This window comes from Paracoccus sp. T5 (assembly GCF_048538155.2).
Taxonomy (GTDB): domain Bacteria; phylum Pseudomonadota; class Alphaproteobacteria; order Rhodobacterales; family Rhodobacteraceae; genus Paracoccus.
Map to the genome: position 1 here is coordinate 1,748,959 of NZ_CM135809.1, position 24,692 is coordinate 1,773,650.

Sequence of the window (24,692 nt, forward strand, 5' to 3'; positions counted from 1 at the left end):
GAGCTTTGAACCGTGGCGCGCCGGGCGGGGTGGCGGACCTCCTCCTGCCTCGGATAGTCTGGTCCCGGTGCTGCAGCCGGCACGATTTGGGAGAAGCCATCATGCAGTCTTCGGCACGGCGCCAGGCCTTGCGCGCGGGAACCGATGACCTGCACCGCCTGCTGGATGACCAACTGGGCGACCTGACGCAGCCGCGGGATTACCACCGCTACCTTGCTGGCACCTGGGCCTTTCGCGCGGCGCTGGAACCTGCCCTGACGGCCGCGCTGACCGATGCCGGCCAGTCATGGCGCCTGCTGCCCTTGGCAGAGGCCCTGCAGGCGGATCTGCGCGATCTGGACCAGCCCCTGCCCGCCCTGCCCCCGGTCCCCGACCTGACGCATCCCGCCACCCAGACCGGCGCGCTTTACGTGCTGGAGGGCTCGGCCCTGGGCGCGCGGCTGGTCGCGGCGCGGGCCGCGGATCTGGGTTTTGACGCCACCTTTGCCGCGCGCCACCTGGCCCGGCAGACGGAAGACAAGACCCGCTTTCGGTCCTTCCTGACATGGCTGGACACCGCCGCCTTTGACGCGGAGGCCAGCGCGGAGGGCGCTCGGGGCGTGTTCCGAATGGCGATCCGCGCGCATGGCCTCACCCCAACCGACGCCTTTGCTGCCCAGAACGGGGCAAGCGCAGGGGGCTGATGCCTGTCATGCACCCGCCGAGAAATTCGGCGGAACTTGGCCGATCGCTTTGCATTTATGGGGGATTGATGTGCCCTCGCGTTCCTGCGGTGCCATATGCGGAAGGAAAGAATGCTTCTCCCTGTTGAACGGCGCCTCATTTCATGGACCAGATAGTTCCCACCGATTTCCCCGGGCTTTCCACCTGCGATGCCGAGCCCATCCACATTCCGGGCTCGATCCAGTCCTACGGGCATATGCTGATCGCGCGCCGCAGCGACCTGGTGGTCGTGGGTGCCGCAGGTACGCAGGATGCCTGGTCCCGTGACGCCATGGGCCAGAACCTGGCCGGCCTCTTCGGCGGCGCCTTTGCCGACCTTGACCCCAGCCGACTGACGGAAGCCAAGCCCAAGGTCCTTGACCCTGTCCGCCACCAGGACGACACCTGCGATGCCATCGCCTATCTCAGCGGCGACCATGTCGTGATCGAACTGGCCCCGCGGCTGGACGGGGCCGTTCTGGATGCGGGCTTCCTGTCCCGGCTGGAGCTTTCCGGCGCGGCGATGGAGAGGTCCTCGAACCTCGCCGACCTCTACCGAAAGGCCGCGCGCCAGTTCCAGGACCTGACCGGCTTTGACAGGGTGATGATCTACCGCTTCGGCGATGACGCGTCCGGCGTCGTCGTCGGGGAAAGCTGCGCGCCGCATCTGGCGGGCTTCATGAACCATCATTTTCCGGCGACCGACATTCCCCGCCAGGCCCGCACGCTTTACGTCCGCAACCGGGTCAGAGTCATCGCGGATGTGAACGCGCCCGTCTCGCCCATCACCGGAACGGAACCGGGCATCGGCGGCATCGACCTCAGCGACTCGATGCTGCGCAGCGTGTCTCCGGTCCATCTGCGCTATCTTCGCAACATGCAGGTGGCGGCCTCGGCATCCATGTCGATCGTCAAGGACGGAGAGCTCTGGGGTCTGGTTGCCTGCCATCACGCGGAACCTCGGGTGCTGTCGCTGACCACGCGCCTGGCCTGCCAGGCCCTGGCCGACAGCCTGTCGCGCCAGATCAAGCTGCGCGAGGAAACCGAGCTTTACCGCGAACGCATCCGCCTGCGCGCGCACGAGGACATGGTGCTGGGCCGCCTTGGCCCCGACGATTCCCTGGCTCAGTTCTTTGCCCATTCCGCCGACGACCTGGCCGGGCTGGTCTCGGCCGACGGCTTCGCGGCGGTGCAGGGCGGGGATCTCTTCACCTTCGGCACCTGCCCCGAGGAGGACGATCTGCGGGCGCTGGCGGATCACGTCTGCCATCCCGGCTCGCTCAAGGCCTATCACAGCAGCTGCCTTGGCCGCGATCATCCGCCCGCGCAGGTCTACAGCGACCGCGCCAGCGGCCTGCTGGCGGTGACCATGTCGACCGAGGTGCCCACGATCCTGATGTGGTTCCGCGCCGAAAAGCTGCAGGTCGTCACCTGGGCCGGCAATCCCCACAAGAACGTGCCCGCCACCCCCGGCGCGGTGCTGGAGCCGCGGGCCTCGTTCGAGGCCTGGTCGCAGCAGGTCAGCGGCTGTTCGCGCGAATGGTCGGCGGCCGAGACGGAATCCGCGACCCGGCTGGTCAAGCTGATGCTCGGCGCGCGCAACAACCGCCGCATCCGCCAGCTGAACGCCGAACTGCGCACGACGCTGCGCGAGAACGAAAGCCTGATCCGGCAAAAGGAATTCCTGCTGCGCGAGGTCAACCACCGCGTCCAGAACAGCCTGGCCCTGGTCGCATCCTTCCTGCGCATGCAGGGGCGTTCCGCCGAGCCCGCGGTAAAGGCGCAGCTGGAAGAGGCGCAGAACCGCCTGACCGCCGTCAGCCTGGTCCACCGGCGCCTCTACCAAGACGACAGTTCCGAAATCGTCGACCTTTCGATCTATCTGGCCGAGCTGATGAAGGAGCTAAAATCCTCGCTGGATGGCGGCTGGAATCGCCTCATCCAGACCGACTTCGCGCCGATCCTGGTGTCGACCGACAGGGCCGTCAGCATCGGTCTTTTGCTGAACGAACTGATCGCGAATGCCGCGAAATATGCCTACGCGGGGCAGCCGGGCCCGGTCTCGGTGTCGCTGCGCCAGACCCGCAACCTTCTGCGGTTGGAGGTTTCCGACCAGGGGATCGGCACGGACGGAACCACCAAGGGCACCGGGTTCGGCATGCGCATGGTCGAAGCCCTGGTCGACCGGCTAGAGGGAGAACTGTCGACCGAGGACAACAGCCCCGGCCTTTCGGTCATCGTCAGCGCACCCACCGGCTGAGTGCTCAGGCCCTCAGCATCGCCAAGGCGGGTGCGGCCACAAGGCTGCCGGGCGCGGCCGGTACCGGCCCGGTCTCGTGCATCACCCGGTCCAGATAGGCCAGCGCGGCGGTGACGCCCATTGAGGTGAAGGGCTTGGCGATCAGCCCATGCGCGCCGGCGAAATCATCGGGGATCTTCTTGGGATTGGCGGTCACGAAGACGACGATGGTCCCGGGCCAGCGCGCCTGGATCAGCGCGTTGACCTGAAGCCCGGTGGTGTCGCGCGCCAGCTGCATGTCGACAAAGGCCAGGTCGGGCCTGCTGTCACCGGGCAACGCCTCGACATCCTGCAGCGAAGCCGCGCTGCCGATGACGCGGTGGCCCGCATCCTCGATGATCATGCCCAGATCCATGGCGATCAGGAACTCGTCCTCGACGACAAGGATGTCCAGTGGGGTTGCAGGGCGTGTCATGGGGCCTCCCGGGTCGCGGTAACATGCAGTCTGGTGCCGGTTTCGGTGGCCTGCCAGCCAACCTGGCAACGGGCCTGGGCCGCCAGCCGGGCGATGATCATCGCGCCGAGGCCCGACGGCGCAACATCCCGATTGCCGTCGATGTCGATCGTCAGCTGCGCCTCCCGGCCCTCGGTCGTGGCGCTGATGGTGACGACGGCCTGCGTCGACAGTCCCTCGGCCGGTGCGATGGCCAGCGTCAGGATCTCGTTGATGATCAGACCGATGGCCGATGCCTGCCCGGCCGGCACCTCCGCGCGGCTCAGATCGGCGCGGATGCGGATGTTGCTGTCGGGATGAACCTGCCCCAGGTCCTGGGCCAGGTTAACGGCATAGGTGCCGATGTCAAAGCGGGTGATGTCGTCGGACTGGTAAAGGCTTCGATGCACCGCGGCCAGCGCGTCGATCCGGGCCATCATGGCCCGCAGCAGGACCTTAGTCTGGGCGTCGTCGGCCTCGCGCATCTGCAGCCGCAGGATCGAGCCGATCATGGTCATGTTGTTCTTGACCCGGTGGTCCACCTCGTGAAGCAGCAGCTTCTGGGCGTCCAGCGAATGGCGCAACTGGGCCATGCGGCGGTCGACCTCGGCCTCGACGCGCTCCTTCTCCTCCTCGATCTTCGACTGGTTCTCCACCCGCGAGGTGACATCCATCTGCGAGGCGAAAAAGAACCTGATGCGCCCCGCATCGTCGCGCACAGGGCTGAGGTAGAGGGCGTTCCAGAACGGCGTGCCGTCCTTGCGGTAATTCAGCACGTCGACCGAAAGGTCCTGACCCTGTTCCACCGCGTCCCGCAGCCTTGCGATGGTCTGCCGGTCCGTGTCCTGTCCTTGCAGAAAGCGGCAGTTCCGGCCCCTGACCTCGTGCAGGTCATAGCCGGTCAGAAGCTGAAAGGCCTTGTTGGCAAAGACGATCGGATTATCCGGCAGTTGCGGGTCGGTGATGATCATTGCCATCCGGGTCGCCCGCACCGCCGCGGCAAAGGGGTCGCCCCGGCCGTGGTCGTAATCCAGCGCCTCGGTGAGGGTCCAGTCCAGGCGCTGTTCCAACCGGTCACTCCATGTCAGGCCCGCGGCCATGTGTTGCGATAAGGAAAGCTTGGCCCGCGGGGGAAGGTTCCGCATCCCATCCCAAAGCGCGCCGGAACTCTACGGAAGTGTAGCCCTTGAGACCCGGGATGAAAAAACCGGCAGATCGCGCGACTGGTAGTTGACGTAAATACTAAAGATTAATATGCCTGCACTGCCAGCATCAGCCAGCCTCTCTCTGTCCCAACCGGCCCTTGCGGCCGCCACGACCCGAGGCGCTGATGACCCTGCCCGACCTTGCCGAAATCGCCGATCCCCTCGATCGCGGCGACCCGGACCGCATTGCGGATCTGGCCAGCCTGCGTGCCCTTCTGGCCTGCGACCGGCTGGAGCTGGGCGGCGGCCGCGACCTGATCCCCGTCGCCGGCGGATGGATCGAGCCGCGCAGCAGACAGCCGATGCAGACCGGCCAGGCCCGGCTGCGGCAGCTGATCCGCCACGCGGCGGATGGTGCCCATACCATCGACGCATCTGTGGCCCTGGCGCTGATCCTGGACCGCATCACGCGCGATCATGGGACCCTTGGCGAGGCCTTGGCCCGCCGGGTGCGCGCCAGCCGTCAGCGCATTGCCGAACTGGCCGCCCACCGGTTGTCGGTTCCCGACGCCGCGCCGGATTACCTGACCGCCGAACAGGCGCTGATCTTTGGCCATTGGATGCATCCCTGCCCCAAGGCGCTGTCGGGCATGACCCTGCCCGAGGAACGCGCGATGACCCCGGACTGGCGCGGCGCCCTGCGCCTGCACGCGCTGTCGGTCCGCGCCGACCTGGTCGAGGGCACGGACCCGGACCTCGTCCGCGACCTTCCGGGAATGGACCTCGGGACCGCACCGGGCCGGGTGATCCTGCCCGCGCATCCGCTGACCTGGGACCGCGCCCGACGCGACCCGCAGATCGCCGCGTTGGTCACGTCGGGCGACATTCTGGATCTGGGACCCACAGGCCCGGGCTGGTGGGCGACCTCCTCGGTCAGGACCCTCTGGCGCGGCGACAGCCCCTGGCAGGTCAAGGTCTCTCTGCCGGTCACGGTGACGAATTCGCAGCGCGTGAACAAGCGCCATGAGCTGCTGGCCGGGGCCGCCATGGCGCGGCGTCTGGGCGCGCTGAACGGCCGCTTCGGCCCGCTGAGGATCGTCGCGGACCCGCACTGGATGACGCTGCGCCTGCCCGGTCGTGCCGAAAGCGGGTTGGAGCTGATCCTGCGCCAGAACCCCTGGCGCGGCGCGCGTGGCGGCAAGGTGATGCAGGTGGCCGGGCTGGTCGCCGAACCGCTGCCGGGCCGCGCCTCGATCCTGTCGCAGGTGGTCGCGGGACACGATCCCGCCCTGTGGCTGGACGCCTATCTGGACTGCGCCGTGGCGCCGCTGCTGCGGCTTTACGATGCCACCGGCATCGCGGTCGAGGCGCATCAGCAGAATGCCCTTCTGGACCTGTCGCGCGGCCTGCCCTGCCGCTGCGACATCCGCGACAACCAGGGCTTCTATGTCGCCGAGGACATGGCCGATACCGACCTTTGCGCCATTCCGCAGCTGGTCTATCCCCGCGCCGAATGTGAGGATGCGCTGGCATATACCTTGATCGTGAACCAGGTCTTTTCGGTCATTCATCGCCTGGCGCTGGACGGCTTGCTGCCCGAGGGTCACGGCCTGGCGCGGCTGGCCTCCCATCTGGGCATGCTTGGCAGGCTGCCGGGCCATGGCGGCGCCCTGGCGCGGCGCTGGCTGACGGACCCGCATCTGCCGGCCAAGGGCAACCTGCTGACGCAACTGGGTGGCGTGGACGAGCTGCTGATCCCCGGTGAACGCGCGCCGATGATCCGCGTGCCGAACCCCCTGCCGGCTCATGCGGCTGCACGGGCGCTGGCCGATGTCGCCTGAGACCCCCGAAAGCCGCTGCCTGCGGCAGGCCATCGAGGCGCTGGCCTTCGAGGGCATCCTGAACCCGATCCGGGGTGGCTGGATCACCGGCGGCCTGACCATCCGCGCGCCCCATCGCCTGCAGGCGACGGGCCGGGTCCGGCTGTCGGCCCCGCCCGTGGATGACGCTGGCCATCCCGTCACCCTTGGCGCGCTCGGCCGCGGCCTGACGGATGCCGGGCACGACCCGCAGATCCTGCTGCGCGCCATCCGGCGCAGCGCGCATTTCCTGCGCGCGGCCGGTCCGGTCCCGCCCGGGCGCCTGCATTTGCAGGGGCTGGCGCTGGAGGCCGCGCTGATCGAGGGGCATCCCTATCATCCGGGCTTCAAGTCCCGCATCGGCTTTGACGATGCCGACAACGCAGCCTACGGACCCGAGGCTGCCGCGCCCATCGCGCCGCTGTGGCTGGCGGTGACTCCGGATCTGGTCACGCGGACCGGCACCGACCCGGCCGCGGGCTTTGCCCCTGACGGCGCGGTTCCGGTCCATCCCTGGCAGTGGCGCCAGCTGCAGGCCGACCCCATCATCCGCGCCTGGCTGGCCGCCGGGCGGTTGCGTCTCCTGGATCATCGCGGGCCGGCGATGCAGGCGACGTCGTCCCTCCGCACGCTGGCACCCCTGGACGGGGGCGACCACCTCAAGCTGTCGCTGGGCGTCGGCGTGACCAGCTCGGTCCGCGATCTGGTGCCCTGGTCGGTGGCGGTGGCGCCGGCGATCTCGGACTGGCTGGCGCAGGTGGTGGCCGCGGACCCCGCGCTGGCGGGCCTGACGATCCTGCGCGAACATGGCGCGGTCATTGTCGGACGGGCGGAACTGGGCGGTCGCCTGGCCGCGATCCGCCGCACCGCCCCGCCGCAGGACGCGGTCCCCCTGTCCGCCCTGACCCTGACCGAGCCCGACGGGGCACCGCTGATCGCCCCCTGGCTGGCCCGGCACGGCACGCGCCCTTGGGTGGCGCAGCTGCTGGCGGTGCTGCGGCCCGTCTGGCACCTGATGACCCATCATGGCATCGCGCTGGAGGCGCATGGCCAGAACCTGCTGATCCGGCACCAGGACGGCTGGCCCACAGGGCTGATCGCCCGAGATTTCAGCGAAAGCCTGGAATATGTGCAGGACCGCCTGGCCCGCCCCGACCTGCGCCCGGACCTGAACAGGATCGAGCCCGGCTATGACGCCGCCCCCGACGGCACATATCACCGCATGGCCGATGCGACCGATCTGCGCGACCTGGTCATGGATTGCCTGGTCACGCATGTCCTGTCGGATCTGGCCGACCTGCTGCACCGCCGTCACCTGCTGCCCGAACCCGCCTTCTGGGCCATGGCGCGCGCCGCCTTTCCGCCCGTGCCCGGCCTGCACAGCGACGCGCCCACCTATCCGGCCGAAAGCCTCGCCGCCGGCCTGCTAGGCCGCGCGGGCAGCCACCCGGCCCCCAACCCCCTGAGGACCCCCGACCCCATGCCCGATCTTTTCCGCCTGAACGACCGCCTTGTCGACCCATGGGCACTGGACCTGCCCGACCTGCTGGCCGACCGCGATCCCGACAGGAGCCGCGTGGCCCTGCACCTCAGCGACCGCGCCGCCTGCCTGGCACAGATCCTGCGCCTGAGGGCGGCCGGCGCCTCCTGCTATCCGATCCACCCCGAAACGCCCGCCCAGCAGGCGCGCGATCTGGCGCAACGGGCCGGCTGCGACCGCCTGGCCCACGACGGCGGGCTGGAGGAGCTGGGCCGCGTGGACCTGCCCCGCCTCGGAGGCGTGCTGATCCAGATGAGTTCGGGCACCACCGGCGCGCCCAAGGTCGTCGCCCGCAGCTGGACCGCCATCCAGATCGAGATCGACGCCTATATCCGCGCCTTCCCCGAGGCGCAGGACATGACCCCGGTCATCGCCGCGCCGATCACCCATTCCTATGGCCTGATCGCCGGCGTGCTGGTGGGGCAGGCGCGCGGCCATGTGCCGGTGGTCCTGGACAGCGCCAACCCCCGCGCGATCCTGCGCCAGCTGGCCGAGGTCCGTGACCCGCTGCTCTATGCGGCGCCGCCGCTTTTGCATGTGCTGGCGCGCCTGGCGGGGCCGGTTGGGATGCATGCGGTGATGTCGTCGGGGACCGTGCTGCCGCAGCCCTGGTTCGATGCGATCCGGGACGCCAGCCGGCACATGTTCCAGCAATACGGCTGTTCCGAGGCCGGCTGCCTGGCCATCGCCGCAGACCCCCGCACGCCCGACGACATGGGTGCGCCGCTGCCTCATGTGCGGCTGACCGCAGGCAGCGCCGCGCCGGGGCCGGTCGTGGTGCAGGATGCGGGGGCCGAGATCCAGACCGGCGATCTGGGCGTGATCGACCCGCGCGGCCACCTGATCTTTGCCGGACGCGCCGCCGAGGTGATCGATGTCGCGGGCCTGAACGTCTATCCCGCCCAGATCGAGGCAGCCGCCATGGCCCTGCCCGGCATCCACGACGCCGTGGCCTTTGCCATTCCCGACCCTGCGGCCACGCAGCGCCCCGCGCTGGCCTATGTGGGCGACCTGTCCGAGGCAGCCCTGGACGTGCATCTGGCCGGCGTGCTGTCGCCGCGCCAGCGGCCTGCGCGCCTGATCCGGCTGGCCGCCCTGCCCCGTGGCGCCAACGGCAAGATCGCGCGGCGCGACCTGGCTGATACGCTGCTGGAGGTTGCGCCATGACCGATCCCCGCCCCATCGCCTCGCCCGAGGCCATCCTGGCCGCGATCCGCCAGATCCTGGCGGGACCCATGGCCTGCCCGCGCATGGAGGCGTTTGGTCCGCAGGCACGGCTTGGTCACGACCTGGGCCTCGATTCCGTGGGTCTGATGACGCTGATGCTGCATCTGGACGAACAGGGGATCGAGATGGCCGAGGACACCTTCGACCGCGCCCCCGGCCTGACCGTCGGCGCCCTGGCCCAGGCCCTGGCCGGGGCCACGCCTGCCTTGGACGAGCCCCTGGACATCAAGGTCCATTGCGTCGTCAGCTGCATCTGCCAGGGCCTGAAGGATCGCGGCGGCATCGACCACCGGCCGACGTATCTGGGCCTCTGGGACGGCGAGGTCGTCGTCGACGACCGGATGCGGCTGTCCTATCACGCCGAAGCCATCGACCACGACTTCTACCGGCACTGGGCGCAGCGCCTGTTCGGGCTGACCGTGACGCGCTGGTACGATCCGGCCGCGTCCAAGTCCGACAACCTCGACCGGCTGCATCGGCTGCTGGCGGAATGGCGGCCCGGCCGCTACGTGATGCCGATGATCGACATGTTCCTGCTGCCGCAGCGGGACAACAAGTTCGCCCAGGACCCTTTCCCGCATTACGCGCTGATCCAGCCCACGGATGACCCCGACCGCTGGCTGATGCGCGACCCTGACTTCCGGTGGGAGGGCGCGCTGCCGGCCCGCGACCTGCGTGCGGCATTTCTGCGGGATACGGTCGCGGGCGGCTTTGCCTTTGACACGGCGGATGCGCATCCCGCCACGCGCACAGATATTGCCGCCATGCATTGCGCGACCTTCGACGCGCAAGCTACGCCGCTGATCGACGCGCTGCGCCGTATCCTGCACGCGCACGGGGGTGACCTGCCACGGGCCGATCTGGAGGTCGCGCTGCGCGAGTTGCCGGTCATTGCCATCCGCAAATACGCCTATGAACACGCGCTGGCGGTCTTTGGGGATATCGAAGGGGCGGATGCGGAGGCTTTCGAGGACTGCTGCGACCGCATCGCGGCCCTGACATCCGGCCTGAACGCGGTGCACCTGCGGGCGGTGGCCTTTGCCCGGGGCGGCGATGCCCACGACCTGGCGCGCGCCCTGTCCGATCTGGACGCGCTGGCCGACCTGGAGCGTGGCATCAAGGCCACCGTCGCCGCCTGGTTCCACCGCTGGCAGGAGGCCGGGGCATGAGGATCCACGCCTGTTCGGTGGCCTTCCGCCACCTGGAGGTCACCGCCGCCGACCTGGCCCGATATGTCACGCGCGAAGGCTTTGACGGGCTGGAGATCTGGGCCCCCCATGCCCGCGCGATGAGGGACGACTGGCGGGCGCTGGCCCTGCGCCCGCGCGTGCCGATGCTGGCAGGCTACCTGCCGCTTGGCACGGGCGATTTCAGCCGATCCGAGGCACAGGCGCTGGTCGACCTTACCGTGGGCTGGAGCGCCCCCAAGCTGCGCCTGTTCGCGGGTGGGCTGGGCTGGGACCGGGCTGATGCGGGGGCTCGCGCCGCCATCCTGCGCGACCTGCGGCTGGTGGCGGACATGGCCGGCGATGCCGGCCTGCGCATCGCGGTCGAGACGCATCCCGACACGCTGGCCGACAGCCTGCCGGCCACGCTGGCCCTGCTGGACGGGCTGGATCATCCGGCGGTGGGCATTAATTTCGACGTGCTGCATGTCTGGGAAGGCGGTGCCGAGCCGCTGGAGGCGCAGGCCCTGTTGGCCCCTCATATCCTGCACTATCACCTGAAGTCGGTGACGTCCCGCGACCGGCTGGAGGTGTTCCACCCCGGCAATGTCCACGACCCGTGCGGCCATCGGGGCGGGATGTGCGGGCTTTTCGACGGCGCATTGGACTATCGCCGCATCCTGCGAGGGTTTCCATGCATAGCGGAGGGGTCGCTGGAGTGGTTCGGGCCCAAGCCTGCCGCCACGATGATCGCCGATCTGCGCCGGGTGCGGGAACTGGGCATGACCGAGGCCGCCTGAAAGGGTCGGTGTGCTGGCGGGCGTGGGTTTTGGACGCGGGCCTGCTGGGCGACCGGGGACGCTGCTGTCGTTGCCCTGCAGGGGCACTCCAGCCAAGCTGTGACAGGGCGTGCAAGGTTGCTGATGATGAAGGTTCCGCAATCTGCACTGGCACGGTAGCGGGCGGCGACAGAGCGGCCGAGGCGTGGGCTGTGCTACAGCCCCGAAGAGCTGCAAAGCTGACCGCCGGGAACAAGGGCGGGGTGGGCCGTGTTCGGACCGGGAAAGGAGACCACCATGACCCAATCCCACACCACCCGCGACCATGACACGATCCGCAAATGGGCCGAGGCCCGTGACGGGCACCCCGCCAAGGTCGATACCGGCGGCAAGGGCGGCATCCTGCGCATCGACTTTGGAGAGCCCGAGGATTCGCTGACCCAGATCGAATGGGACGAGTTCTTCCAGATCTTTGATGAGAACGACCTGGACTTCCTTTATCAGGACAAGACCGCGGATGGCGGCACCAGCCGCTTCAACAAGTTTGTCTCGGGCAGCTGAGGCTCAGGCCGGGTCATCGGCCAGAAGGGGCGCGGCTGCAGCGGACAGGACCTGCGCCAGTTCGTCGAACCACCCGTCGCCAGAGGTCGTGGCCCGGCGCATCAGCATCACCTGCCGCGCCGGCTGCGGCTTTGGAAACGGGATGGCGGCCAGACCGGGTGCGGCCGCCAGTTCCTGCCGCCGGGCGATCTGGGGCAGGAAGGTCAGACCCATGTCCTGCGCCGCCAGACGGCACAGCGTGGCCAGCGAGGCCGCGCCCAGGTCCAGGCGACTGCTGCGGCGGCCCAGCCCGCAAACCTCCAGCGCCTGATCGCCCAGGCAATGCCCTTCGTCCAGCAGAAGCAGCTGGCCAGGATCCAGCGACCGAGGCTGGATCGCTCCGGCATCCAGAGCGGCGATGCGCTCGGTGCTGCCCGCCAGCAGGAAGGAATCGGTGAAGAGCGCCACGGCCTCGACCGAAGCGTCCGGCGGCGGCGTTGCCACCACGATCGCGTCCAGGCGCCCGCCTGCCAGCTCCTCCAACAGCTGATCGGTCTGCGCCTCGCGCAGGTGCAGGTCCTGGCCTATCTGGCGCCCGCGCAGGACGGGCAGCGCCTCGGGCAGCAGATAGGGCGCGACGGTGGGGATCATTCCCAGCATCAGCCGTCCACCCTGCCCCGGCTGGCGCAGCGCCTGTTCCAGGTCCGTCATGGCGGCCAGCACCCGCAGGGCATGGCCTTGCAGCGCCCGGCCTTGCGGCGTCAGCACGACACCTGCGGGCGTGCGTTCCACCAGCCGCGCGCCGACGATCTCCTCCAGCGCGCGGATCTGCATCGACAGGGCCGGCTGGGTCACATGGATCGCATCGGCGGCCCGGGTGAAGCTGCCGTGCTGGGCCAGAGCCAGGAAATAGCGCAGGTGGCGCAAGGCGATGTTCATAAGCGGTCCTGATCTTCTTCAGCAGAACTTACAATTTCAAATTATCCTGCGGGGGCTTCATCTTGCAATCGGCAAAACCGAAGCAAGGGACAACATCATGAGCCAGCACCCCCCGTCCGGCCGCCCGCGGATGACCACCACCGCAGGCGCCCCCATCGCCTCGAACCAGAACAGCGAGACTGCGGGCCCGCGCGGCCCGCTGCTGATGCAGGATTACCAGCTGCTTGAAAAGCTGGCGCACCAGAACCGGGAGCGGATCCCCGAGCGTGTCGTCCATGCCAAGGGCTGGGGCGCCTTCGGCACTTTCACCGTGACGAACGACATCACGCAGTTCAGCTGCGCCTCGATCTTTTCAGAGGTCGGCAAGACCACCGAGATGCTGGCCCGCTTTTCCACCGTGGCGGGAGAAAACGGTGCCGCAGACCACGAACGCGACGTGCGGGGCTTTGCGCTGAAGTTCTATACCGACGAGGGCAACTGGGACGTGGTGGGCAACAACACGCCCGTCTTCTTTGTCCGCGACCCACTGAAGTTTCCCGACTTCATCCACACGCAAAAGCGCCACCCGCGCACCAACCTGCGCAGCGCGACGGCCATGTGGGATTTCTGGGGCCAGCACCCCGAATCGCTGCACCAGGTCACCATCCTGATGTCGGATCGTGGACTGCCGCAGGACCCGACCTTCATGAACGGCTATGGCAGCCACACCTATTCCTTCTGGAACAAGGACGGCGCGCGGTTCTGGGTCAAGTTCCACTTCAAGACCCAGCAGGGCCACCGTTTCTACACCAATGGCGAGGCCGCCGAGATCATCGGCCACACGCGCGAGGGCTATCAGGAGGCGCTGTTCGGCAAGATCGAGACCGGCCAGTTCCCGCGCTGGAAGATGTTCGTCCAGGTCATGCCCGAGATGGACGCCGAACGGACGCCCTATGACCCGTTCGACCTGACCAAGGTCTGGCCGCACGGGGACTATCCGCTGATCGAGGTGGGCGAGTTCGAGCTGAACCGGAATGCCGACAACTATTTCGCGCAGATCGAGCAGGCGGCCTTCAGCCCCTCGAACAAGGTGCGCGGCATAGGCTATTCGCCCGACAAGATGCTGCAGGCGCGCGTCTTCAGCTATGCCGATGCCCACCGCTATCGCCTTGGCACGCATTACGAGCATCTGCCCGTCAACGCGCCGAAATGCCCGGTTCACCATTACCACAAGGACGGCCAGATGAACTTCTTCGGGCATCGCGCCGGCAACCCCGACGCCTATTACGAGCCGAACAGCTTTGGCGGGGCGGTCGAGGACCCCACTTTCGCCGAGCCGCCGCTGCGGATTTCGGGCGAAGCCGGGCGCCACGCGCACCAGCAGCAGCTGGACGACTATGCCCAGCCTCGCGCATTGCACGACACGGTCCTGACCGAGGATGAGCACGGGCGTCTCTACAAGAACCTGGCCGCTGCCATGGAAGGTGCGGAGGAGGCCATGGTCCAGCGTGCGCTGGAGCATTTTGACCGCATCAGCCCGGCCTATGGCGCAGGCATCCGCGCCGCCCGAGCCGAACTGGCGCACAAGCACCAGCACGCCGCCGAGTGACAGGACCAGAAAGGGGGCGCCTAGCCGGGCGCCCCTTTTCCACATCAGCCGATCAGCGGCATGCCCTTGCCGTAGGTTTCGGCATAGTGGCGCTCCAGCCGCATCAGGGCCAGGCGCAACACGATCTTACCCGACCGCGCGGACCATCCCAAGCGACGCTCGGTCAGCTCGATCCCCTCCAGAAAGCAGCAGACGCGCAAAACGATGTCCCCCATGCCCGGCCCCAGGTCGCGCAGGGCCACGGCCACCCGGTCGCGCGCGGATTCCGATCCGCCGCGATAGCCCGATCCGCCCCGCGACACGTCGATCCCCGAGGTCATGAACCCGTCCCAGTTCTGCGTGATCCGCGGCCCCATCTGGGCCAGTTCGAAATCCTCGCGCAGGCGCTCGCCGGCCGCGACCATGCCGGGCGTCAGGAAGGCCTGTCCCAGGTGATCGCGGCGCCGCGCCAGGATCAGCAACGGGCTTTCGGCGATATTGACGCGCGCGTGGCGCCTGCGGCCGTCCTCGGGGTCCTCGATGACGCGCTTTTCCCAGACCCGGTGCCGGTCGGCATGATCGAAGGTTGCCGGTGCCTCGGCCATGCCGGCAGGCTCTTCCGCCTGCACGCGTTCCGCATCGGCAAAAGAGTAGCTGCCCAGCAAGGCGCTGCGCTGCTGCGGCGAACGCAGCATGTCACGAAGCGCCTCGCGCCCGCCCGGCGCGATCACGTATCGCTGCAGGCGCCCGGACTGGCGCGACTGCACGACCCAGCCCTTCAGCGCCATCATCTCGGCCAGGGCACGGTCCAGGACGGCGGTACGGATGTCATCGCGGGTCACGATCGCCTTGTCCATCCCCGGTGCCGAAGCCATGACGGCCCCCGGCTCGGCCAAGCGGCGCAGCACCCGCAGCGCGGCGCGATCGTCCAGTGGCGCGGCAGGGCCCGGCCGGGGCGACAGGGCACCGTCCACCAGCGGATCATCGCGACGCGCCTCAAAGCGCCGGATGCGCCGCAGGATGGTCGAGGCATGGCACCCCGCCTCGCGCGCCAGGGCCCGGATCGACTGTCCCTGCTCGACATGCCGCAGATACAGCTGCGCGTCCTCGGTCAGATCGTCCCGGGCAGCGGCTGATGTCTGCCCTTGGGAACGGTGTTCCGCCACGCCAGAGTCGAAAGCGAAGTCACCGGCCAAAATTGTCATGGGTAAGGTCCCTTGTCGTCCTGGAGCAGTCCGGCAGATGACCACCCTGGGTTGATGTTTGTTCTGTGGTTAACAGAATGTTTCTGCACATAGCCGCAACATTCCCTAACAATTCCTAAAGAAATATTGCTGCTGCGCACGCTGTCCGCAGGGTTTGGGCAACACATGTTGAGGTTGTGTGAAGTTGGTCATGTCGCTGACCTAAGGACCTGACCCATGACCGCATCCTCGAATGTCATCATCTTCCGCCCGCGCCCTGCCAGCCACGGGCTGCGCCGCCCCGGCACCCTGATCCGCGCCGCCCGCGAAGGTCAGCGCAGCTGGAAACGTGAACGCGACCTGGTGCGCCTGCTGCGCGCCGACCGCTGCCCTGTGCCGGGTGCGGCCCTGTCGCGACTGCGCGCAGAGGAGGAGATCTTGAACGACCAGCGCGTCAGTCGTGCGGCAGAATACAATCTTCAGCGCCATGTCATGCTGATGATCGCGATCCTGGCCGAGATGCGGGCTGCCGTCGCCGCCGCGCCGCAGCCGATGATCGCCGCGGAATGATCACCGGCGCTTGGCCCGCAAGCGGCTTAGGGACGTCCCGGACCGGGGCCTGCCTGGTCGGAGTTCCCGCTTCCCAGTTTCCGGGCATGAAGCAGCGCATCCTCCGCACTTTGTTCCATCGAAGCGCCCTCCTGAACAGGGAGACCCGCCCCCCAATTTAGTAGCAGCAGCCCCTCACCTTCGGCCTGCTGCACCCCGATGTTCATCATCCCCTCTGCGTTGGGAACGGGTAGGCCCGACCAAAGCAGAGGGTCAGATCGGCAGGCTTCGTTCGGATGTTTTGGCTAGGTTGCCTCCCGGGGGATCCGGAAAAACATCGGTGGCAAACGGGCAAACTTGGTCGATGCCGGCGAAGTCGCCCGCCGTATTCATCGTGGAGGCCAGAAACGTATGCCTATGAGCAGCGTCTGCCGTCTTCCCGCTCCGGCCCGATCGGGCGGCGGTCAATGGCGCTAGCGCAGCAGCCGCCGATTGCGGCGGCATGCTCCCCACCCGCGCGGACCACGAGAATGCCGCCTTTGGCCACAATCGCCGAGACGCGCACTTGTCCTGCAACGTGCGCAACGAGAAGAAAATCTTAACCTCTTTCTGACAAGTTGATCCTGCCCGGGTCGCATCCTTGATCCGGATTCTCCTCCCTGTTGGACTGCCGCGCCCCCGGGCGCGGCTTTTTTGTGATGTCGGCCCGGTGCGCGGACAGTTGACGGATCACGACGACGCGACTAGCGTGCAACCCAATGATGACCGGCCAGTCCGGCAGGGAGAAGGCGCAATGCGCCCGGGGCCGTGGCGAAAGCTGCGGCCTTTTCTATTTCGGGGGGGTTGGGCGGTTCCTTGCGCAATCCGCCTCCAGAGCCGGACGGGTCAAGCCATGGTGAAGGCGCCTGCGCCGCGTCGGGCCTGACAAGGGACGCGCGCCGTGCTAGATCCCCGCCAATGCTTTGAGCAAAGGGAAGAAACCACGATGTCTTTGAAACCTTCGCACGCGCTGCTGGCGGCCCTTGCCCTGGTTGCCGGTCCGGCATTCGCCCAGGACACTGTCCCCGCAGCCCCGGCTGAAACCCCCGCTGCCGAACAGCCGGCCGAGGCTGCCCCTGCGGGCGCCGATGCCCCGGCAGCACCCGAAGCGGCTCCTGCGGCCGGCACGGACGCCGCACCTGCCGCACCGGCAGCGGGCACCGAAGCTGCAACGCCTGCCGAACCTGCGGACACCCCCGCCGGAACGGCGGATGACGCGCCAGCTCCCGATGCGGCCGCTGCCGATGCAGCCCCCTCGGATGCGGCCACGGCCGATGCCGAACGTCCGGGGTCTTACTACCCCAAGTCGGAACACGGCGACTGGACCATCCGCTGCATCCGCGCGGGCGAGGGCAAGGACCCTTGCGAGATGTACAAGCTGCTGACGGACGAGGATGACAACGCGGTCGCGGAACTGACCCTGATCCCACTGTCGAACGGCAATGTCGCAGCCGGCGCCACGCTGGTCGCACCGCTGGAAACCGACCTGATCGAGGGGCTGGGCTTCCAGGTGAACGGCGGCGAGATGCGCGGCTATCCCTTCAGCTTCTGCGCGCCGGTCGGCTGCGTCTCGCGTCTGGGATTCACCGATGCCGAGCTGAACGGCCTGAAGCGGGGCCGCGAAGCGGCCGTCCAGTTGCTGCCCTTCGGCGGCGATCCCAAGAACCCGGTGCGCCTGGTCATGTCGCTGAGCGGCTTCACGGCCGCCTTCGACGAACTGGCCGCCTATGCTGCCGAACCCGCGCCCGAACCCGCCGCTGATGCGGGGACCGAGGCCGAAGAGGCTGCTCCGGCTGAGTAAACTGCCCGATCTTAGAAACCGCGCCTGTAGGCGCGGTTTTCATCCGCGATTATCACGCACGCCGCAGCGCGATCACCGCATTCAGCCCGCCAAAAGCAAAGGCGTTCGACAGGACCGCATCGACGCGGGCCTCCCGCGCCTCGTTCGGCACCACGTCCAGCCCGCATTCCGGATCCGGCTCCTGATAGCCGATGGTGGGGGCGATCACCCCGTCCCGCAGCGCCATGATGCAGGCCAGCAGCTCGACCGCGCCGGTGCCGCCGATCAGATGTCCATGCATGGACTTGGTCGACGACATCATCAACCGGTCCGCGTGATGCCCGAAGGCATGGGCGACGGCCGCGCATTCGGTCTTGTCGTTCGCCGCCGTGCCGGTGCCATGGGCGTTGATGTAGCCGATCTCGTCCAGGTTCAGGCCGGCATCCACGATGGCGCCGGTGATGGCACGCTCGGCCCCCTGCGCCGAGGGCATGACGATGTCCTGCGCGTCCGATGACATGGCAAAGCCCACCACCTCGGCCAGGATCTGCGCCCCCCGCGCGCGCGCATGTTCGTATTCCTCAAAGACAAAGACGCCTGCGCCCTCGCCCTGCACCATGCCGTTGCGGTTGGCACTGAAGGGGCGGCAGGCGTCCTTGGACATGACGCGCAGCCCCTCCCATGCCTTGACGCCGCCAAAGCACAGCATCGCCTCGGACCCGCCCGACAGCATCACGTCGGCCGCACCCGCACGCACCATCTGGAAGGCCAGCCCCATGGCATGGTTCGAACTGGCGCAGGCAGTGGCCACGGTGAAGGCCGGGCCGCGCAGGCCAAACTCCATGCTGACATGGCTGGCGGCCGCGTTGTTCATCAGCTTGGGCACCACGAAGGGATGCACGCGGTTCTTTCCCTCCTCGTACACAGCGCGATAATTCTCGTCCCAGGTGTTCAGGCCCCCCCCCGCCGTGCCCAGGATGACGCCCGCCCGCAGGCCAAGCGCGCCTTCGAAATAGAGGCCGGATTCCGCGACTGCCTGCTTGGCGGCCAGCAGAGTGAATTGAGTGAACTTGTCGTAGAGCAGGATCTGCTGGCGGTTGAAGTAGGTCTCCGGCGTCCAGTCGTGGATCTGCGCGCCGATCTGGATCGACAGGCGCTCCACGTCGCGGAACTCCAGCTGGGTGATGCCGCAGCGGCCCTCGCGGAAGGCCTCCATCGTGCTGGGCACGTCATGGCCAAGGGCGTTGATGGTGCCCGCCCCGGTGATGACCACGCGGCGCAGCCCGCCCCGGCCCGACAGGTCGCCGGCGGCGGAAACCGCAGGCGCCGCGATGCCGGCATCGACCAGCGCTTCGGCCGGCACGTCGCCGGCCCTAGGTGTCTTGCTCATCCGTCCTTTTCCGCCACCAGCCGCTCCACCGCGGCGATGATCGTGCCCATGTTGGAAATGTCGAACTCGGACTTTTCGGGTTCGTTGGCGTTGAAGGGAACGCTGATGTCGAACTCCTCCTCAATCGCAAAGATCGATTCGACCAGCCCCAGGCTGTCGATCCCCAGTTGCTGGGGCGTGGCGTCGTCCGTCACCTCTGCCGGATCAAGCATTGCCTGTTCGGCGATGATGGCACGGATACGCTGTCTGATGTCGTCGGTCATGTGGCCTCCTGTTCAGCCCTTTTCCAACAGGCGTGTAACGGTTTCCTGAAGCTTTGACAGCTGTTGCGCGAGTCGCGGCAGCCGACGCATCGCCTTCTGGATTTCCATCTGGGTTTCCATCTTGACCGCCGGATTGCCCAGGATGACCCGCCCGGCCGGCACACGGGTAAATATCTTGGTCGCACCGCCCGCGATCACGTCGTCGCCGATCTCGATATTGTCCGAAACCCCAACCTGACCCGCCAGCACCACGCGGTCGCCCACGCGCGACGAACCGGCAATGCCGACCTGGCCGCACAACAGGCAGTCGCGGCCCACCACGACGTTGTGGCCCAGATGCGCAAGGTTGTCGATCTTGGTGCCCGAGCCCACCTGCGTGGCGCGGATGGTGCCGCGGTCGATGGTGGAATTCGCGCCGACCTCGACATCGTCGCCCAGTTCGACCCCGCCAAGCGAATGGATGCGTGTCCAGTGCTGGGCCTTGATCTCGGTCCGGCTGCCCAGGGTGCGGCGGATTTCCTCGATGCCCGATTCCTCGGGAGTGACAAAGGAAAAGCCGTCGCTGCCGATCACCGCATTCGACTGCACGATCAGGCGATCGCCTGCCGTGACGTCATGCCCGATCCGGACGCCGGGATGCAGCAGCGCGTCGGCTCCGATCCGGCTGCCGCGGCCGATGCTGACATGCGACCCGATCCGGGCGCGCGGCCCGATGCGCACATCCGCGCCGATGATGGCAAAGGCGCCAACCGATGCCCCCTCGCCCAGTTCGGCCGTCGGATCGACGATGGCCGTCGGATGGATGCCTTCCGCGATGTCGGGTCCTTGATCGAAGGCGCGGGTCAGCCCCGCCATCACCAGCCGGGGGCGGGGCGCAAAGATCGCGGCCTTCAGCGCATAGGCCTCGGGGTCCATTCCCTCGGCCAGGATCGCGATGCTGCCGGGGCGCAGCGCCTCGGCATAGCGCGGGGACATGGCCAGTGCGATCCGGCCGCCCTCGGGTCCGACCGGCCCAACGCTGGCGGGTTCTCCGGCACCCGTCACGCGGATCGTCAAGTCACCCCAGCTGCGCGCCTCCAGAGCCCGCGCCAGCTCATCCATCGTCACGGCCATGGTGCCCCCTTTCAGACAGGCACTTAGCCTGTTTGAACCCGTCGTTCCAGCCCAAGCGGCCGCAGCTGATGTCACAAAGGAGGGGGCAAAGCCTCAGTCTGCCGCAGCCGCACCTTCCGCCTGCAGCGCCTGCCAGATGCGGGCATCCCGGCCATAGATGTCGTCCAGCAGCCGCACCCGGCCCGAGGCGTCCGGCCAGGCGGTGAAATAGACCAGGTGGACCGGCACGGCGGGACGCAGCTTCAGCCAGGTCTCGCGGCCGCTGTCGCGGGCCCGGGCATAGACGCCGTCCGGATCGTCGGTCTGGCGCGACAGCAGCGCATGGGCCAGGTCGACCGGATCGCCAATGCGGATGCAGCCGTTGGAATAGGCGCGGACGGCAGTGCCGAACAGGTGCTTGGTCGGCGTGTCGTGAAGATAGATGTTCCAAGGGTTCGGGAAGATGAACTTGACCGCGCCCAGGGCATTGTCGTCACTGGGCTTCTGGCGCAGCCGGAAGGGGAAATTGGCGGCCGTGTACTGGGAAAAGTCGATCCCGTCGCGCGACAGGATGCGCCCGCCCCGGTCCACCACGTCCAGGTGAGAGACGGCATGCCGATCCGCCCGCAGCTTTGGCAGGTAGTCCCGCACCGCAATCGAGCGCGGGACGTTCCAGCTGGGATTGACGACCAGGTTCGACATCATCTCGCTGAATTCGGGCGTGCGCATGTCTGACGTGTCCTTGCCCACCACGCTGCGGGTGCGGAACACCTCCTGTCCGCCCTCGACGATGGTGGTGGAGAATTCGGGGATGTTCACCCAGACATGGCGGGCCTCCAGATCCTCGCCTGCCATCCAGCGCAGCCGCTCCAGCGCAACGATGATGGCGCGCCGACGCACGCCTTCGACCGAGGGGCCGTCGCCGTTCAGCATGGCAATGGTGCGGGGGCCTGCAACACCGTCATCGGGAAGCCCGGCCGCCCGCTGATAGGCGGCGACGGCACCCGAGAGCGCCATGTCATAAAGGGTCGGATCCTGAGCCTCACTGCCGAAACCGATCTCCTCAAGGCGCGCGCGCAGGGGCACCACCCCCTGCCCCTGCATGCCCACCCGCCACAATGCCTCCGGCGCGCGCGGCATGTCCGCCGGAACCACCAGGTCCTCACGCCCGGCCAAGGCCTCCTGCAGGGCCAGATAGCCAGGGTGCCGGGGGGCCGCCTCGGCAAAGACAGTCGCCGGGTCGGACGCCTGCTGCAGGCGCGCCAACAGGTCGGGGATCGAGGGGCGATGCGGCTCGCGCTTGATCTCGGGATCGGCACTGGACGGGGTCAGGACGCCGCCGGTCAGGTCGCGCAGCAGCTTTGCCGCCTGCCGGGCATATGCGATTTCATCGGACAAGGCCGCCGGACGATCCGAGAGCGTCTGCGGCGCATAACGTGCCGAGGGAATCCCGTGCCGGGGCATAGAATCGATTGCGGCCTTCAGGGCGGCCCGCCGGGGGGCATTTTCGCTTCCCAAGAACAGCGGGCTGAGCCCGTTGGCGCCGTAGAAGGCCGCCAGATCCGGGTCGTCGGCCACAGCACGCGCCAGTTCCATCTGCGGCGCACTGAAATGGAGGCGTGGCGCCGCTGCAACGCCCAAGGATGCGGCACGATCCTGGGCACCGACGGGCAGCGCCGCCCCGACGGATGCAACCCCAAGTAGAATCGCCAGAAAAACCCCAGACCGCCTCTTGGCCATGTCCCACCCATTAAGTCCTGCGTTCACTGTCCCATATTCCGCCTGCAGCCGCCACATCACATCCCCTTGATCCTGCAGCCGATTTTATTTCGTTGCCTATGCGCCACAGCTGCGGAACCGATTTGTCACAGCCTTGGCATTTCGGCGAAAAGCTGCCGAAAAAGGCGTTGTTCCAACGCAACCCAGCAGAATCTGTTTCTTGACGCACAGTCTTTTGACATAATGTTCACAAGTCGGGGATAAACCACGACATGCCGCGATGCGTCGCGGGCTTTAAAAAACGAAGCAGGACAGGCGATCTGACATGACAATGGACCTTATCTCCCGTCGCGGCATTCTTGGTGTCTTCGCGGCCACCTCGGTTGTGGCGGCTCCGGTGATGGCCAATGCCTTCGGGTTTCTTCGCGGCGCAGGCGACATGCGGCGGGTCCGGATGTATTCCGGACGGACCGGCGAAAGCCTTGACACCGTGTACTGGGTGGACGGCAAGTATATTCGCGAATCCTTGAACGAGATCAACATTTTCATGCGCGACTGGCGCACGGGTGAAGTGATCGGGATCGACCCGCGCACGGTTGATGTCGCGGCGGCCTCGGCCCGGCTGCTGCAGACCAACGAACCCTACATGATGCTGTCGGGCTATCGCTCGCCGCGCACCAACGCGATGCTGCGCCGCCAGTCGAGCGGTGTGGCCCAGAACTCCCTGCACATGACTGGCAAGGCCGCCGACCTACGGCTGAAATCGCGCTCCGTCGGGCAGATGTACCAGGCGGCTATGGCCTGCCGCGCCGGCGGCGTCGGCCGCTACAGCCGTTCCAACTTCGTGCACATGGACTGCGGTCCGGTCCGCTCCTGGGGCAGCTGATCTTCGACGCACAGGCTGATGCCCGAAAAACGCTTTCTGCCTCGCGGTGGATGGCGTTTTATACTTTCTGCCCCAAGGCCGTCCGGGCTTGTGCCCGAGTGACGCAAAAGGCATCTACGTCCTTGTAACATTCTTTCACGATCGGACCTGCATGAGCCTTCTCCAATCCCGTCGCTTCAAGACCGCCAAGAAGATCCAGGCCGCGGCGGTGGAGCTTGCGGTCCGTGACGGACTGGCCAATGTCACGACCGAGGCGATTGCGCGGCATGCCGAGATCAGCACCCGCACCTTCTTCAACTATTATCCCTACAAGGAAGCGGCCCTGATGGGTCCGCCCCCGGATTATCCGCCCGAAGCCTCCGATACCTTCGTGGCCGGCAAGGGCCGGCTGATCGACGATCTGTCGTCGCTGATCGAGGCGCATCTGATGCGCTTTCTGGACGAGCGCGAGATGATCGGCCACATGCTGGCGCTGAGCAGCAGCGACCCCAAGCTGGAGGCGCTGCTGAACAGCACGATGCTGGCGCGCCGGGCGCAGATGCGCGCGCTGCTGCACCGCCGCCTGCCGGGCTCGGACGAGCGCCTGATCGAGATCCTGGCCGCCGCGATCATCGCGGCCACGAATGCCGCAACCAAGGACTGGGTGGCGGGCACGCGGGATGACTTCATCACCGCCGCGCGCGAGAACATCGCCCTGATCCTGACCGCGGCCGAGATGCTGGACAAGCCGGCCGCCTAGGGCGTCAGCAGCTTTCGGTAAAGCGCGTCCAGAAAGGCGCCGCCTTCCTGGATCGGGTCCCGCCCCGGACCCAGGACTGCGCGGACCTGGATCTCGAAATCGGCATAATGCTGCGTCATCGCCCAGATGGAAAAGATCAGGTGACGCGGATCGGTGCGCGCCAGCTTGCCCTGATCCATCCAACCTTCCAGCACGGCCACCGCACGCTCGACGATCTCGCGCAGGCCACCGCCCAGGATCTGGGTAAGGTGAGGGGCGCCCTGCAGGATCTCATAGGCGAAAAGGCGGCTTTCCCGGGGAAAGTCCCGCGACATCTGCATCTTGGCCTGCACATAGCCCAGCACCTCGGTCAGGGGGTCCCCCTCGGCGTCGATCTGCTGCATGGGGGCCAGCCACATGTCCAGAAGCGTGGTCAGCAGCGTCTTGTGGATGTCGTCCTTGGAGGCGAAATAATACAGCACGTTCGGCTTGGAGAGCCCGGCCAGCCGCGCGATCTGGTCGATCGTCGCGCCCCGGAAGCCGTTGGCCGAAAAGGCCTCCAGCGCGCTTTGCAGGATCAGGTCGCGGTTCTTCTGCTGAATACGTGTCATCGGGGGCACCGTCGCGTCCGTCATCGCCCCTCCTGCTGCGGCCTGATCCGAATTTGGGCAGTTCCGTTCCATTTGTCACCCGCCCTGTCAGGAAGCTTGACTGACATCCGCCCCGTGCTAGCGTCATTCTGACCGTTTGGTCAAGAATGCGCCAGAACGATCGGCCCGCGACCCGGATGCCGTCCGGAACAAAGCGGCCGGGCCATGCGGCGCAACCCATCAAGCCTATCCTGCGACAGAACGGGAAGGCCAGACAGGAAGGACG

The 24,692-nt window shown here is 67.4% G+C and carries 21 protein-coding genes; 12 read left to right on the forward strand and 9 right to left on the reverse strand.

Features of this window, described 5'->3' with window-relative positions:
- Positions 1 to 101 precede the first annotated feature (101 nt).
- Positions 102 to 683 carry a biliverdin-producing heme oxygenase gene (locus ACNR9W_RS08640; RefSeq protein ID WP_419267764.1) on the forward strand — a complete coding sequence of 194 codons (582 nt, stop codon included), beginning with the start codon at positions 102 to 104 and terminating at the stop codon, positions 681 to 683.
- 143 nt (positions 684 to 826) lie between these two features.
- Complete coding sequence (locus ACNR9W_RS08645) at positions 827 to 2,962, forward strand: histidine kinase dimerization/phosphoacceptor domain -containing protein (RefSeq protein ID WP_419267763.1); 2,136 nt, start codon at positions 827 to 829, stop codon at positions 2,960 to 2,962.
- Positions 2,963 to 2,966: 4 nt separating this feature from the next.
- Here the strand turns inward: ACNR9W_RS08645 and ACNR9W_RS08650 are convergent, their stop codons facing one another.
- Positions 2,967 to 3,416, reverse strand: coding sequence for a response regulator (locus ACNR9W_RS08650; protein WP_419267762.1), 450 nt, complete (start codon positions 3,414 to 3,416; stop codon positions 2,967 to 2,969).
- Complete coding sequence (locus ACNR9W_RS08655) at positions 3,413 to 4,534, reverse strand: histidine kinase dimerization/phosphoacceptor domain -containing protein (protein WP_419267761.1); 1,122 nt, start codon at positions 4,532 to 4,534, stop codon at positions 3,413 to 3,415. The genes ACNR9W_RS08650 and ACNR9W_RS08655 overlap by 4 nt, the downstream gene beginning before the upstream one ends.
- Before the next feature lie 203 nt (positions 4,535 to 4,737).
- Between ACNR9W_RS08655 and ACNR9W_RS08660 the strand changes: the two genes are divergently transcribed.
- The 5 genes from ACNR9W_RS08660 (at position 4,738) to ACNR9W_RS08680 (ending at position 11,711) form a co-directional block, all read left to right on the forward strand.
- Positions 4,738 to 6,420, forward strand: a complete 1,683-nt coding sequence (locus tag ACNR9W_RS08660; RefSeq protein WP_419267760.1) for an IucA/IucC family protein — start codon at positions 4,738 to 4,740, stop codon at positions 6,418 to 6,420.
- Positions 6,410 to 9,145, forward strand: coding sequence for an IucA/IucC family protein (locus ACNR9W_RS08665; protein WP_419267759.1), 2,736 nt, complete (start codon positions 6,410 to 6,412; stop codon positions 9,143 to 9,145). The genes ACNR9W_RS08660 and ACNR9W_RS08665 overlap by 11 nt, the downstream gene beginning before the upstream one ends.
- The gene (locus ACNR9W_RS08670; protein WP_419267758.1) at positions 9,142 to 10,374 is read left to right on the forward strand and encodes a DUF6005 family protein; all 1,233 of its coding nucleotides are present in this window, start codon (positions 9,142 to 9,144) and stop codon (positions 10,372 to 10,374) included. Before ACNR9W_RS08665 ends, ACNR9W_RS08670 begins: the two co-directional genes overlap by 4 nt.
- On the forward strand, positions 10,371 to 11,171 hold the full coding sequence (locus ACNR9W_RS08675; protein ID WP_419267757.1) for a sugar phosphate isomerase/epimerase family protein: 801 nt from the start codon (positions 10,371 to 10,373) through the stop codon (positions 11,169 to 11,171). The genes ACNR9W_RS08670 and ACNR9W_RS08675 overlap by 4 nt, the downstream gene beginning before the upstream one ends.
- Positions 11,172 to 11,447: 276 nt before the next feature.
- Positions 11,448 to 11,711 (forward strand): hypothetical protein, encoded by a 264-nt coding sequence (locus ACNR9W_RS08680; protein ID WP_419267756.1) that lies wholly within the window; start codon positions 11,448 to 11,450, stop codon positions 11,709 to 11,711.
- 3 nt (positions 11,712 to 11,714) lie between these two features.
- Here ACNR9W_RS08680 and ACNR9W_RS08685 read toward each other — a convergent pair whose 3' ends face one another.
- A complete protein-coding gene (locus ACNR9W_RS08685) occupies positions 11,715 to 12,629 on the reverse strand; it encodes a LysR substrate-binding domain-containing protein (RefSeq protein WP_419267755.1) in 915 nt (304 codons plus the stop codon).
- A 97-nt stretch (positions 12,630 to 12,726) separates the two neighbouring features.
- On the opposite strand from ACNR9W_RS08685, the gene ACNR9W_RS08690 reads away from it, so the two are divergent.
- Positions 12,727 to 14,217 carry a catalase gene (locus ACNR9W_RS08690; protein ID WP_419267754.1) on the forward strand — a complete coding sequence of 497 codons (1,491 nt, stop codon included), beginning with the start codon at positions 12,727 to 12,729 and terminating at the stop codon, positions 14,215 to 14,217.
- Positions 14,218 to 14,261: 44 nt separating this feature from the next.
- On the opposite strand, the gene ACNR9W_RS08695 is transcribed toward ACNR9W_RS08690, so the two are convergent.
- Positions 14,262 to 15,401, reverse strand: a complete 1,140-nt coding sequence (locus tag ACNR9W_RS08695; RefSeq protein WP_419267753.1) for a DUF6456 domain-containing protein — start codon at positions 15,399 to 15,401, stop codon at positions 14,262 to 14,264.
- A gap of 216 nt (positions 15,402 to 15,617) precedes the next feature.
- Here ACNR9W_RS08695 and ACNR9W_RS08700 point away from each other — a divergent pair, with 216 nt between their 5' ends.
- A complete protein-coding gene (locus tag ACNR9W_RS08700) occupies positions 15,618 to 15,950 on the forward strand; it encodes a DUF6477 family protein (protein WP_419267752.1) in 333 nt (110 codons plus the stop codon).
- A gap of 964 nt (positions 15,951 to 16,914) precedes the next feature.
- Positions 16,915 to 17,769, forward strand: a complete 855-nt coding sequence (locus tag ACNR9W_RS08705; protein ID WP_419267751.1) for an invasion associated locus B family protein — start codon at positions 16,915 to 16,917, stop codon at positions 17,767 to 17,769.
- 52 nt (positions 17,770 to 17,821) lie between these two features.
- Here ACNR9W_RS08705 and ACNR9W_RS08710 read toward each other — a convergent pair whose 3' ends face one another.
- The 4 genes from ACNR9W_RS08710 to ACNR9W_RS08725 all read right to left on the reverse strand — a co-directional run bounded on the left by ACNR9W_RS08710 (position 17,822) and on the right by ACNR9W_RS08725 (position 22,089).
- A complete protein-coding gene (locus ACNR9W_RS08710) occupies positions 17,822 to 19,030 on the reverse strand; it encodes a beta-ketoacyl-[acyl-carrier-protein] synthase family protein (protein ID WP_419267797.1) in 1,209 nt (402 codons plus the stop codon).
- A 104-nt stretch (positions 19,031 to 19,134) separates the two neighbouring features.
- Positions 19,135 to 19,401 (reverse strand): acyl carrier protein, encoded by a 267-nt coding sequence (locus ACNR9W_RS08715; protein WP_419267750.1) that lies wholly within the window; start codon positions 19,399 to 19,401, stop codon positions 19,135 to 19,137.
- 12 nt (positions 19,402 to 19,413) lie between these two features.
- Positions 19,414 to 20,514 carry a UDP-3-O-(3-hydroxymyristoyl)glucosamine N-acyltransferase gene (gene lpxD / locus ACNR9W_RS08720; protein WP_419267749.1) on the reverse strand — a complete coding sequence of 367 codons (1,101 nt, stop codon included), beginning with the start codon at positions 20,512 to 20,514 and terminating at the stop codon, positions 19,414 to 19,416.
- A 93-nt stretch (positions 20,515 to 20,607) separates the two neighbouring features.
- On the reverse strand, positions 20,608 to 22,089 hold the full coding sequence (locus tag ACNR9W_RS08725; protein ID WP_419267748.1) for a L,D-transpeptidase family protein: 1,482 nt from the start codon (positions 22,087 to 22,089) through the stop codon (positions 20,608 to 20,610).
- A 448-nt stretch (positions 22,090 to 22,537) separates the two neighbouring features.
- On the opposite strand from ACNR9W_RS08725, the gene ACNR9W_RS08730 reads away from it, so the two are divergent.
- Positions 22,538 to 23,098 carry a YcbK family protein gene (locus ACNR9W_RS08730; protein WP_419267747.1) on the forward strand — a complete coding sequence of 187 codons (561 nt, stop codon included), beginning with the start codon at positions 22,538 to 22,540 and terminating at the stop codon, positions 23,096 to 23,098.
- A gap of 151 nt (positions 23,099 to 23,249) precedes the next feature.
- Positions 23,250 to 23,837 (forward strand): TetR/AcrR family transcriptional regulator, encoded by a 588-nt coding sequence (locus tag ACNR9W_RS08735; protein ID WP_419267746.1) that lies wholly within the window; start codon positions 23,250 to 23,252, stop codon positions 23,835 to 23,837.
- Here the strand turns inward: ACNR9W_RS08735 and ACNR9W_RS08740 are convergent.
- Positions 23,834 to 24,451 (reverse strand): TetR family transcriptional regulator C-terminal domain-containing protein, encoded by a 618-nt coding sequence (locus ACNR9W_RS08740; protein WP_419267745.1) that lies wholly within the window; start codon positions 24,449 to 24,451, stop codon positions 23,834 to 23,836. The two genes, ACNR9W_RS08735 and ACNR9W_RS08740, sit on opposite strands and share 4 nt — an antisense overlap.
- Positions 24,452 to 24,692: the final 241 nt, after the last annotated feature.